Below are 12,442 nucleotides of genomic sequence, written 5' to 3'. Positions count from 1 at the left end.
CTTCTGTTAATGTTCTTAGTACATTTTGCTGAGCGACTCCTTGACGAACTAAAAAAATTATATATAAAAAGCACATATAAATTCGATATTACCAAATTTATATGTGCTCATAGCTTTCATATAACAGCTAGCCATTATGTAGCTGTTTTCTTTCTCCATATTGGCCAGACATTAATTTGAATCAAAGCCGTTAGAACCATCGCCTGCTAGCGCCATCGCTAAAGCGTAGAATGTACGACGTGCTCCAGCACAGTTTGGAGATTCTTTATCAGTAGTAGCGAGGTCTGTAGCAGAGCTAACCGTCCCCTCTGTATTTGAAACATCCGCTAAAATATCTAAGCGGGCTAAATCCCAAAGACCTGAACGACCGTGCGACGGGAAGGAATGTTGACCATGTAATGCTTGACCCACTTCAAGTTGAATTTTAATAGCTTCTCCGATTTTATTACTGCTTGCAAACCCTTGACCTGTAAACCCAGGATAAACATTAAACAATCCTACCATCGCCTGATTGATCCCCTCCCCCTTATTAGGCATTTGCCACGGATTTTTAACTAATTCGGATGAACCTAACATCGCATTTTCCGGAATGTACATCCCCCAATATTTAGCTTGGCTAAACGAATGATTAATTAAAGTATTTTTGATTGTTGAATAATTTGTAAATATATCTTGGTAGGTATTCATCATCTGCGTGGCCATCACTGCAGAATCTGAATCAACATTCGGAACAAGATTGTACCATGATGAAGCTGTTGGATTTTCAATCAAACTCGCAAAGATCTGTAAGAATGTTATAGCAAATGTATTATATGCCGGGGAATCAAATCGAGCTCTCAGCATACTATTCGCTAACGTCACTTCGGAAAATCCATGAACTGGAAGAACTCTTTTAGCAGTTAGTGAATCGTTAAAGGGCTCTTGTTGGAAACACCCTTTAGAGGCATTGGCAACTGAAGTATTGGAACCCCAATGAGTATAACTAAGTACATCTCTGATTGCGTTTTTCATGTGATATGCAGGATTTAATGAAGCTCCAGTGTCATTAACTTTTACATCATACACATGTGCAGCCATCCAAAAAGCAATTGCATTTATCGAGGCATTAAGAATAAATCGCTGGTTTTTAGTGTTGAAGTAGGAATGGTGATCTATATATTCTCTACCACTTGTTCCTGGTTGGATACCAGCAAAAGAAACTTGTCCCGAACTATCCAAAACTGTTGGCATCTCTAAATATTTTTTTTGAGGATCAGTGGATAAATCTGCGGTAGTTATCCAGTATCCGATTTGTCCCGAATAGGGTCCTGTAGCGAAACGATATGCTTTTTCTGAGTCATTATATGTCCAAGCTGACGGAGTACGATGATACATTAACGCATGATATTCTTTAGAAGTTAAAACTTCATTAGCAAAATAATCTCGGTATCGCACTAACAACTCATCTACTTTAGATAGTGATACATCACTTTGAGATTCATCTAACTTCTTAAGCATTGCTACACCAAGATAAATAAAACCTGCTAATGGATTAATTGTCGGGAAATTATATGTTCGATTTAGAAGCTTAGGAATAACCGTATTAACCATTTCCTTATAAACCGCATCACGCTCTCCAGCGAGTGCCTTTTGTTGAGCAAACTGGGCACAGAACATCATTAATTGTCCAACGCCTTGTTGATATGTGGAAGCATCACTTGTGCCATTTAATAAATGATTCTGGAAAAATTTCCGCACTCGTGGATATCGACCTTTATCTTTCTTATAAGGATGATTTAAAGATACCTGCTCAGTAGACAATAGAAATGCTTCGGCGAAGGCTTGAGCCTCTTGTAAGGGTGTAAATGTAGTCAATTGATTCACTCCTAAATTTGTATTTTTGAGCTTACAAACATTAAAAGTGAATTATTTTTTCAAAAATAAACCGCTATTTTTTATCACCATAAACTTGGATTGATTATTTAACAAAATGTCATCCAACTTTTTAGTTTTATCGACAACTACCTTTCAAAGAGCAAAAAAGAAGATGTACCAAAGTTATAAAAAACCTTTGGTACATCTTCTCATTTATTTATATAGCTTCTGCAGAGCATCTTCCATTTTAGGTCGGATTGTCACTTGTGGACGGGCGTTTTTAACAGCCTCTTCTGCTTCCTCTAGAGAATTGGCCATGCCAAGCTCCATTAATACAGCAGTCGCTGTCACTCCTGCGCGTCCTCCTCCGCTTCCGCAATGGAAGTACACTTTCTGCCCATTCTCATAGGCAGCAGCAATTTCTTTCGCAACCTTTTGAATAGATGGTGCTACTTCTATGTCCTCATCAGCAATTGGCATATGCTTGTACACATATGAAGCTGCATCTTGCTCCTCATTGGATAAGCCGTTAACTCGAACATCAATCACGATATCAACCGTTTCTTGCTCAAAAGCTGAATTTGCATCTTTCGCACCGCCAAAGAATAATCGATCCTTCACTAATACATCGTAATTTTTCTCCATAGTATGCACGCTCCAAACAACTATTTAAGTAAATGCTTAATATCATCATAAAAAGGAAGAGCTGTTAATGCCCCTGCTTTAGTGGCTGCTAAAGCACCTAGCTTATTACCAAAGCTTACACAACGGGCAAGTTCCTCCTCCGTTGTAGGTAAACCATTGTAATGGACATCGCGTAATACACCGGCCATAAACGCATCTCCAGCACCTGTAGTATCTACTGGCACAACCTTTTCTGTCGGAACATGGATAACCTCACCATTTAATACCGCATATGTGCCGTTCTCCCCTACTGTTACTAAAATAATAGGCACTAAATAACTGTTTAATTGCTCAATTCCCTCTTCCAAGCTAGTTGTTTCTGTCAGGAAGAATAATTCCTCATCAGTAACCTTTAAAATATCTACGTTCTCGAAAAATGACGTGATGGTTTCACGGCAAACCTGCTCACTGCTCCAACGTAGAGGGCGAATATTCGCATCCATTGCGATAATAGCTCCTTTTTCCTTTGCCAACTCTACAGCAGCACGAGTTGTTTCAAGAGCTGTTGGATGGAACATTGTACCCGAGCACACAGTTAAAGCAGATGCATGTTTGAAAGCTGCATCGTTTAATTGTGTTGCTTCTACTTGTAAATCTGGCGTCTCATCGACATAATCCTTAAAAATTCGTTCACATGCTTCTGTTAAATGTACATAGACACCACTAACACGCTTCGCAGGGTTAAATACGGCATAATCCAGGTTTACCCCTTCTTGTGCAAGGCCTTCTCGAACAAATTGAGAGCCTTCGTCATCTCCTGTAATCGTAATTAATGACGATGGCGCACCGATGCGGCTAATTCCCGCAGCAACATTTACCGTTGCACCACCCATATATTTAGTAAAAGAAGTGTTTGTTACGTCATCAGCGATATAGTCAATAAAAGCATCGCCATAAACTAAAATATAATCCTTATCTTCCTTTGTCATTGTTGTCCTCCCGAAACTCTAGTCATTATAGATTAACATGAAATTTGATGTCGTATAAAGTTTTAAACTTTCGGAAAAATAATCAATGATCCCTTGGCTTAATTGAGTCCGGAATCGGCGTTGGTCATTGCCACAGGACTCGGCGTTCTTAGACTGAGTTCCTCTATTTCAGCAAGTGTTTGAACACCCGTTCCAAAAAAGATAAGTTGCCGTCAGAATATCATCATTTATTCAAAAACTTGAGTCATCCTCTATCTTTGTTATACTTGCCTATAGAAAGGTAGGGATTTTGACAATGAGTATTACAATTCGACAAGCGCAACCACAGGATGCCCATGCCGTTGTACCATTAATTATTGACGCGATTGGTGATATTGCCAACCGCTTAACTGGAGAACATACAGCTCAAGCAGTGGAACAAGAGCTTACTGTACTATTCAAGCGTGAGGACAATCGACATTCCTATTTAAATACTTTTGTTGCCGTTGAGAATGAACAAGTAGTAGGAATTCTTGTTTACTATAATGGCGTCGAAGCTATTCACATGGATGAAAATCTTGTTAAATGGCTTCAAGAAAAAAATGCACCGTCCATCATCATCGATAAAGAGGCACATGAAGATGAATATTATATTGATACTATTTGTGTAGCACCAGAAGCTCGTGGAAAAGGTATAGGATCATTATTATTACAATTCGCCATAGAGGAAACACAAAAACGAGGCTATACAAAATTATCATTAAACGTTGAAACGCAAAAAGAGGACGCTCGTCGTCTTTACGAACGTATGGGCTTTGTGATTACAGAGCCATGGTCCATAATCGATGAACCATTTCATCATATGGTGAAGCAATTTTAGGAAGTGAAACAAAAAAACATGAAGAAAAATTTATTTTATCCTCTTTTAATTGTCATTGCTTCTAGTAGCTACGGTATATTATCGACAATTGTCAAAGTAGCTATGCAGCATGGCTTTACAACAGGAGAGGCAGTATCGAGTCAATATATTATTGGCTTTATGCTTGTTGCAACTATTTTTATTTTGACACAAAGACAATTACCAAAGATTTCTAAAAAGGGACTGCTCATTTTAGTGTGCGCCGGGATACTTACCGGTACTACAGGAATTGTATACGGAGAATCATTGAAGTATCTTCCCGCCTCTCTGGCAGTAGTCATGCTCTTCCAATTCACATGGATCGGCTTATTAATAGATTGCGCACTGCATAAACGCTTACCAAGTCGGACTGAAGTGATTTCTATCATTGTATTATTTGCTGGAACTATTTTAGCGGCTGGTGTACTCAATGTAGATTTAAGCGGTATTGCGATTCAAGGCTGGCTACTAGGTTTTACTGCTGCCTTTACTTTTGCTTGCTTTATCCAATTTAACTCTCGTCATGTGGAAGGTATTACAACTACATCACGCGTGATGATTGTTTCTTTTGTCGCCCTTATCGTAATTAGTATTTTCTTAAACCCTGAAGTTCTTTGGAACGGTAAATTATTTGCCGGTGGTTTATGGAAATTCGGACTAGCATTAGGACTATTCGGTATTATTTTGCCGATTTATTTATTCTCTATAGCGGTTCCGAAGGTGGGAGGAGCACTTGCCTCTATTCTAAGTGCAATCGAGTTACCTGTTGCTGTAACTGTTTCCGTTATTGTTTTACATGAACCTTTAACATTTTTACAAATAGCGGGTATTATTTTAGTTATTCTAGGTATGATGCTACCGACCATACTTTCGCAGCGACGACAAAAGAATCAATCTTTAGAGCCTACTAGTAAGTAAATTTTAATCTAAATAAAGAAAGGGAGATGTATTCAGATTATTGATACATCTCCCTTATTTCTATACTAACTTTTATCAACCATGTGCTCCGTCCATAAACGCTGTGAATTGTGTACGTGTTAAGTTTTCGCTTGGTCTAAAATTCTTGAAAAGTAAAGGGTTGTTGAAGTAACCCTTGTTAGATTAAATTACCATTTCAAATTTGGATATAGTTCAGAAATTTTTATACCTTCTATCGTTGCCTTTTCAAAGAGTTCTTCATATCCATTAAACTCTTGGGTATAATGGTCTCTGGTTCTTGACAGAAACGACTTATCACCATTATGGCTAATCCAATACTCATCATTTTTAAAATCGAAATTGAATTCTTCACCTATTGCAATAAGACTTTTAAATTCTTCAAATTCTTCTTTTGTCATGTATTTAACCTCCTCTTAACCTTCGATAGATTTTAATAGTCTTTACCTCTTTGTTTGTTTACCCAATCATCATTACTATCTATTATTTTCATTAATTATTATAAATCTAATTATAATTTTTTAATAATTCTAACATTATTGCAAGGTCTATAGATTATACTGTTAGTATGTAAGTTTTTCACTATTAGGAAGGGGGAAGATTATGCAGAAAACACGTATCTTCAGTTTTTTACTTGTACTGATGCTTATTGTATTAGCTGCTTGTAGTAGTGATAACAAGACTTCTACAAAAGATGCAACAGATAACAACAAAACATCCGATTCGAAAAAGACCGATGAGGCAGCTACACCATCTGGAAAGCTTGTGATCTATACAGGTCGCGATGAAGAAATGGTACAAAAAGTAATCGATCAGTTTAATGAAAAGTACCCGGACATTGAAGTGGAATTTTTAACGATGGGCGCACAGCAAATTTTAGAACGCCTACGTGGTGAAAAAGCAAATCCGCAGGCTGATTTTTGGTGGGGCGGTACGCAGTCTGCACTAACTGTCGGCGCCGATGAAGGTTTACTTCAAGCTTGGAAGCCTAGCTTTAGCGACTCCATTGACGCAGCTTATAAAGATGCAGATGGCCGTTGGTTTGGTGAAATGCTACTACCAGAAGTCATTATGATTAACAGTGATGTATTAAAGAAAGATACGGGTCCACAAGATTGGGACGATTTATTAGATCCAAAGTGGAAGGATAAAATTTTAATTCGTGGTGTGTTAGCGTCTGGGACGATGCGTACGATTTATTCATCTATGATTTTACGTCAAGGTGCGGATTCACCTGAAAAAGGCTACGATTGGCTATTAAAATTAGATGCCAACACGAAGGAATATACACAAGATCCAAATGCACTTTATTTAAAGATGACACGACAAGAAGGCAGCGTTTCCTTATGGAATTTACAAGATATTTTATTGAAGAAATATACAACCGATTATCCGTTTGATTATATTTATCCGAAAAGTGGTGCACCGATTTTAGTGGATGGTGTTGCCGTTGTAAACAATGCTAAAAACTTAGAAAATGCAAAGCTCTTCACAGAATTTATATTTGAAAAAGGTATGGTGACACAATTAGCCAACGATTACTATCAAATTCCAACTCGCTCAGATATCGATAAAGCGGCAATGCCTGAGTGGTATAAAGAATTAGATTTAAAAACTTTCGATATAGATTGGAAGCTCATGACTGAAAAAGAAGCAGAATGGATGGAGCATTGGGATAACAATATTAAAGGCCGCGGAAAAAAGTGACCGATTACTAAAGGGTTGTAACTCATAAGACATCTATGAATATTGTTCATGTTTTTAAGCCTCGAGTATATTTTGCTCGAGGCTTCATGTAACTAATTTTCTAACGAGAAAGGAGCGTTTCAATTGAAAAGTGTCAAAATAGAAAATGTCTCTAAGAAATTCGGTCAAATTCATGGCGTAAAAGATTTAGATCTTCATATCAAAGCTGGCGAGTTTTTCACTTTTCTCGGTCCAAGTGGTTGCGGGAAAACGACAACACTAAGAATGATAGCCGGCTTTTATTTCCCAACTGAAGGGAACATTCTTTTTGATGATTTGGATGTGACAAGGCTTCAACCGAATAAAAGGAACATCGGTATGGTATTTCAAAATTATGCCCTCTTCCCACATATGACCGTAGACGAAAATATCGCCTTTGGATTACAAGTACGAAAGTTCTCGAAGGCAGAGATCAAGCAAAAGGTTGATCGCATTAGAGGACTTGTCCATTTATCGCAATATGGTAAGCGAAAAATTAATGAATTATCTGGTGGGCAGCAGCAGCGGGTTGCATTGGCAAGAGCGCTTGTGATAGAGCCTGATATTTTATTACTAGACGAGCCTTTGTCGAATTTAGATGCTAAATTACGTGAAGAAACGCGCGTTGAAATAAAACGTATCCAATCTGAGCTCGGCGTTACAACCATCTATGTTACGCATGATCAAATGGAAGCTATGTCTATGTCAGATCGGATCATGGTCATGGAAAATGGGAACGTCAGGCAAATCGGTACGCCTCAAGAGATTTATAATCGACCTTCTAACCGCTTCGTAGCAGACTTTATTGGTGAGACAAACTTAATTGAAGCGGAAATTGATTCCGTTAACGGTGATGATATAAAGGCCAAAACAGCGAGTGGACTTATTCTTACTGGGCGAAAGCAACAGAGCTCCCCTACTTTAACGCATATGATTGGAGACAAAGTATTTATTTCTATTCGTCCTGAATCTATTAATCAAGGCACTGGTGAAAACACATTAACAGGTAAAATTACTTTTGTGGAGTTTACAGGGATTAGTGTGAACTACATTGTGGAATGTCTAGATTTTTCACTAAAAGTAATGATTATCAATATGAACGGTCAACTTAAAAAAATTGGTGAAGACATCACCTTAAATATAGCCCAAGATTCACTTTATTTTTTGGGAGAATAGGAGGGTAAAAACATGGAGAAAACACACCTCAATCCTTCTGAAGGAAATGCATGGACACGACTAACTAGCTCAAAGTGGTTTGTTTATATTTTAGTTGCACCTTTATTTTTAGTGTTGTTTGCCTATGTAGTATACCCGTTCTATCAAACTTTTACAGAAAGCTTTTCTGGTGATCATGCGCTATCTAATTATAAAAATTTTTTTAATATAGCTAGCCCCGCAAACATTGAAGCATTGTGGACTAGTATTTATATATCCGTTATTAGCGTTATTTGCTGTGCAATTGTGGGTGTAACTATGGCATTTCTACTGGAACGCTATAATTTCCCAGGCAGAAGGATACTCTCTATTTTAGTATTGGTACCTATGGCTCTTCCGCCGTTAGTAGGCGTGCTGTCCTTTACATTTTTGTATGGAGAAAGTGGTATTTTCCCACGTATGTTTCAGCACCTATTCGGTTTAGAGCAAGTACCTTTTTCATTAAAAGGCATATGGGGGGTTATCGTAGTACATACATTCACTATGTACACTTACTTCTACTTAACCGCCTCAGCAGCTATCAAAGGTCTTGATCCCGCTTTAGAGGAAGCCGCAACTAGCTTAGGCGCAGGGCGTATTCGAGTATGGACAAAGGTTATTTTGCCTATGTTAACCCCCTCGATTGTTGCCTCATCCTTACTCGTATTTATGATTTCTATGGCATCCTACACTGCACCTTTAATGTTCGGTGTTGAACGCACGATGACTATGCAAATCTATTTATCACGTACGAATGGTAATTTAGATATGGCGGCGACACAATCTATGATTTTATCCTTTGTGTCCATTACATTTTTAATTATTATGCGCTGGTATCAAAATCGCCGAAATTATCAAAACCTCAGCAAAGGTATTAGTGTTCATCGATCTGAAGTGTCTTCGAAAGGCATGAAAGTTATGGCAACTATTGCATCTTTCGTAGGCACGTTAATCTTAATTTTGCCGATTTTAGTGCTTATATTAATTTCATTTTCCGTTGATGGTGCATGGAAAACGCAAATTCTCCCAACAGATTATACACTGGATCATTATCAGGCACTATTTACCGATGAACGGACGTGGCGGCCAATTTGGAACTCTGTTCGAATGGGGCTCGTTGCCACATTCGGCAATATCATTTTTGGTGTTGCGGCAGCCTATGCTATGGTACGATTAAATTTTAAAGGTAAAACATTACTCGATATTTTAATTATGGTTCCTTGGGCATTGCCGGGAACGGTTGTAGCTGTCAATTTAATCGCAGCCTTTAGTACGGAAAGTATTTTCTCCTTTAATCAGGTACTGATCGGGACGTTTTGGATTTTACCGTTAGCTTATTTTATTAGACATTTACCGCTCGTTTTCCGATCTACATCCGCATCACTTGTGCAATTAGATCAATCTATTGAAGAAGCATCACGAAGTTTAGGGGCAACATGGTGGTATTCATTTAGACGTATTGTACTCCCCCTTACATTTACGGGCATTCTAGCAGGTACGCTACTTGCACTTGTTCAAAGCTTTGGTGAATTCGTCGCGTCTATCCTGCTTTACAGTACGACAACCATCCCATTATCAGTGGCGATTTTCCAAAAATTATATTCTTTTAAATTTGGAACTGCTTGTGCATATGGTGTCTTACAAATTTGTTTAATTTTAATTGTACTTATTATTTCCGAGAAGTTATCAAAAGGCAGTGCTGGTTCGGCCATATAACTGCTAATCTACTAGGAGGCAATTAATATGTTTGAAGATTTCCGCAACAAAACACAGCAAGAAGACGGGAAGATCTTCCCCTCTAATATTTATCGTAAAATTGTCTTACAGCCGGCTTATGATGAAGCCAAGAAAAACTTTTTAACAATCATGTTGCAAATCAATATTGCACACTTAAAAATGTTAGAAGAACAGGGACTAGTAAAAAAAGAAGAGGCTAAAGACATTGGCGTTGCTCTTAAAAAAATAGACTTAAATTATTATCGTATAGAGGATTACAGCCCGAGATATGAGGATTTGTTTTTCCGCATCGAAAATAAATTAATAGAGCTTGCTGGTGATGTTGCTGGGAATCTTCACATTGGAAGAAGTCGTAATGATATGGGCATTGCCATCTATCGAATGACGTTAAGAAAAAAATTGTTATTGCTTATGCGTGAATTACTGACATTACGGGATGATTTAATCGCAGCTGCCGAGGAGCACGTGGATACAATTATGATTGGCTATACACATACGCAGCAAGCACAGCCAACTACTTTTGCGCATTATTTGAAAGCTGTCATCGATCAACTTGAACGAGATTTTGAACGTTTACAGCATGTCTACAAAACGGTGAATCGTAGTAGTATGGGAGCAGCGGCATTAACGACAACAGGCTTTAATGTTAATCGAGAACGCATGCGTGAGTTATTGGCTTTCGATGATATTATCGAAAATGCGTGGGATGCTGTTGCAGGTGCAGATTATATTGCCGAAGCAGCAAGTATTGTTCAACTTGCGGCACTCAATCTTGGCCGCACCTCCCAAGATTTCTTACTATGGGCTACACAGGAATTCAATGCCTTTACGCTAGCAAGTCCCTACGTGCAAGTTAGCTCTATCATGCCACAAAAGCGCAACCCTGTTTCGATAGAGCATACACGCTCATTGCTATCAGCAGTTGTTGGTGATGCTAGTACAGTATTACAAATGGTACATAATACACCTTTTGGAGATATCGTAGATACAGAGGATGATATGCAACCGTATTTATGGCGCGCCATTGATCGTTTAATAGGTATTTACAAACTGTTTGGTTCGCTTGTTGTCACGATGGATGTAAACAAGAAAAAACTAAGAAATCGAGCAGAAAATAGCTTTGCCAATGTCACAGAGCTTGCCGATACGCTAGTGCGCTCTGAAGAGATTTCTTTCCGCCAAGCACATAGTATTGTTAGTAAATGTATTAAAGTATTGCTCTCTCATGGCGAAGAATCTCTAGCAAGCCTTACATGGGGGCTTGCCAATACACAATCTAAATTAATTACTGGTAAACCATTAAAAATTTCTGAGGAAGATTTTTATAACACATTAAAACCAGAGACATTCGTAGGCGTCCGTACCTTACTTGGCGGTCCAGCACCTGCAACAATGAAAGCCTCTCTCGAACGCTCCAAGGCAAATTCTCATAATCTTAATGAATGGGTTCGTGTAAAGGAATCTCTGATTGTTGAGGCAGAAAAACAATTAACAGTAATTATAGAGGAATGGAATCAATGATGGGATGGCTACTTATTATTGACGGTGGTGCTACAAAAACGGCATGTGCGCTCGTACATGCCGAGTCTGGTGAAATAAAATATACAACATCAACAAGCGGCTCGAATTATCAAGCAATCGGCATTGCATCTGCAACAGAAATATTGCAAGCATTATTAGCAAATGTGCAGCACTTTTTGCAACAGCAAGATGATTCGAATATTGCGGTTGCTACCTTTGCAATGGCTGGGATTGATTCCCCAAAAGATCATGAAGTCGTATCAGCAATCATTCATAATGCTGTATCGGCATTACAATTAAAAATAGAAACGCTACTTATAGAAAATGATGCACAAGCCACTTTACTTGGTGTTACTGCTGGACAGGCAGGTGCATTACTCATTGCTGGAACAGGAGCCATTGCGTATGCATTCGATGGTATGCAAATAGTACGTGCTGGAGGCTGGGGGCATCGTGCAGGAGATGAAGGCAGTGGCTATTGGTTAGGGCAAGAGGTTATCCGAGCTATTTTCCGCATGGAAGATGGCCGCGGTGAGCCAACCATATTAAAAGATGCTGTCTATGATTTTTTACGGATCCAAGATGTTACAGAGTTAGCTTCATGGCTTTTCCGTCCATCTTACACGAACGCGCAGCTTGCAAAAATGGGAGTATTTTTGGCAGATGCCGTGACCAAAAAGGATTCATGTGCCATTCAAATATCAATGCGCGCTGCCCATGAATTAGTACTCCTTGCATGCGCTGTATTAGGGAAAGCTGGTTATCAAAGTGGAGCATTTCGCCTTTATTGTAATGGTGGTGCCATTAAGCATAATCCATTAATTTTTAAAACCTTTGTACAGGAAATGAAATCAAAATATCCGCAAATTGAAGTTTCTCTATGCCAGCATCAACCCATCCATTATCTTATAGAACGAACAAAAAGGGCCCATGACAGTTTGTAATGTCATAGGCTCTTCATTTTGGGCAAGTAATTATTCGTTGA

11 protein-coding genes are annotated in these 12,442 nt (G+C 38.6%); 7 read left to right on the top strand and 4 right to left on the bottom strand.

The features are described 5' to 3' along the window. Nucleotides 1-171 precede the first annotated feature (171 nt). The 3 genes from MWJ95_RS21790 to MWJ95_RS21780 all read right to left on the bottom strand — a co-directional run bounded on the left by MWJ95_RS21790 (nucleotide 172) and on the right by MWJ95_RS21780 (nucleotide 3,467). Complete coding sequence (locus MWJ95_RS21790; protein ID WP_249076145.1) at nucleotides 172-1,854, bottom strand: hypothetical protein; 1,683 nt, start codon at nucleotides 1,852-1,854, stop codon at nucleotides 172-174. Between the two features lie 213 nt (nucleotides 1,855-2,067). Continuing rightward, entirely contained in the window at nucleotides 2,068-2,499 is a 432-nt protein-coding gene (locus MWJ95_RS21785; protein ID WP_249107227.1) for a protein-tyrosine phosphatase family protein, read from the bottom strand. A 20-nt stretch (nucleotides 2,500-2,519) separates the two neighbouring features. Beyond that, on the bottom strand, nucleotides 2,520-3,467 hold the full coding sequence (locus tag MWJ95_RS21780) for a carbohydrate kinase family protein (RefSeq protein WP_249076147.1): 948 nt from the start codon (nucleotides 3,465-3,467) through the stop codon (nucleotides 2,520-2,522). A gap of 295 nt (nucleotides 3,468-3,762) precedes the next feature. Here MWJ95_RS21780 and MWJ95_RS21775 point away from each other — a divergent pair, with 295 nt between their 5' ends. Together MWJ95_RS21775 and MWJ95_RS21770 are read left to right on the top strand one after the other, a co-directional pair. Next, complete coding sequence (locus MWJ95_RS21775; RefSeq protein ID WP_249076148.1) at nucleotides 3,763-4,326, top strand: GNAT family N-acetyltransferase; 564 nt, start codon at nucleotides 3,763-3,765, stop codon at nucleotides 4,324-4,326. An 18-nt stretch (nucleotides 4,327-4,344) separates the two neighbouring features. Further along, a complete protein-coding gene (locus MWJ95_RS21770; RefSeq protein ID WP_249076149.1) occupies nucleotides 4,345-5,262 on the top strand; it encodes an EamA family transporter in 918 nt (305 codons plus the stop codon). Between the two features lie 188 nt (nucleotides 5,263-5,450). Here the strand turns inward: MWJ95_RS21770 and MWJ95_RS21765 are convergent, their stop codons facing one another. Next, nucleotides 5,451-5,681 (bottom strand): hypothetical protein, encoded by a 231-nt coding sequence (locus tag MWJ95_RS21765; protein ID WP_249107226.1) that lies wholly within the window; start codon nucleotides 5,679-5,681, stop codon nucleotides 5,451-5,453. Between the two features lie 202 nt (nucleotides 5,682-5,883). Here MWJ95_RS21765 and MWJ95_RS21760 point away from each other — a divergent pair, with 202 nt between their 5' ends. The 5 genes from MWJ95_RS21760 (at nucleotide 5,884) to MWJ95_RS21740 (ending at nucleotide 12,401) form a co-directional block, all read left to right on the top strand. Beyond that, nucleotides 5,884-6,987 carry an extracellular solute-binding protein gene (locus MWJ95_RS21760; protein ID WP_249076151.1) on the top strand — a complete coding sequence of 368 codons (1,104 nt, stop codon included), beginning with the start codon at nucleotides 5,884-5,886 and terminating at the stop codon, nucleotides 6,985-6,987. A gap of 123 nt (nucleotides 6,988-7,110) precedes the next feature. Further along, complete coding sequence (locus MWJ95_RS21755) at nucleotides 7,111-8,181, top strand: ABC transporter ATP-binding protein (RefSeq protein WP_249076152.1); 1,071 nt, start codon at nucleotides 7,111-7,113, stop codon at nucleotides 8,179-8,181. Between the two features lie 12 nt (nucleotides 8,182-8,193). Beyond that, a complete protein-coding gene (locus tag MWJ95_RS21750; protein WP_249076153.1) occupies nucleotides 8,194-9,915 on the top strand; it encodes an ABC transporter permease in 1,722 nt (573 codons plus the stop codon). 27 nt (nucleotides 9,916-9,942) lie between these two features. Next, the gene (gene argH / locus MWJ95_RS21745; RefSeq protein WP_249076154.1) at nucleotides 9,943-11,457 is read left to right on the top strand and encodes an argininosuccinate lyase; all 1,515 of its coding nucleotides are present in this window, start codon (nucleotides 9,943-9,945) and stop codon (nucleotides 11,455-11,457) included. Continuing rightward, on the top strand, nucleotides 11,454-12,401 hold the full coding sequence (locus MWJ95_RS21740) for an N-acetylglucosamine kinase (RefSeq protein WP_249076155.1): 948 nt from the start codon (nucleotides 11,454-11,456) through the stop codon (nucleotides 12,399-12,401). The genes argH and MWJ95_RS21740 overlap by 4 nt, the downstream gene beginning before the upstream one ends. The last annotated feature ends 41 nt before the right edge of the window (nucleotides 12,402-12,442 follow it).

It is taken from the genome of Lysinibacillus sp. Bpr_S20 (assembly GCF_023337835.1).
In the GTDB taxonomy this organism is placed as follows: Bacteria; Bacillota; Bacilli; order Bacillales_A; family Planococcaceae; genus Lysinibacillus.
Note: the sequence above shows the minus strand (reverse complement) of the source record. Positions and strands in the feature narration are given on the sequence as shown.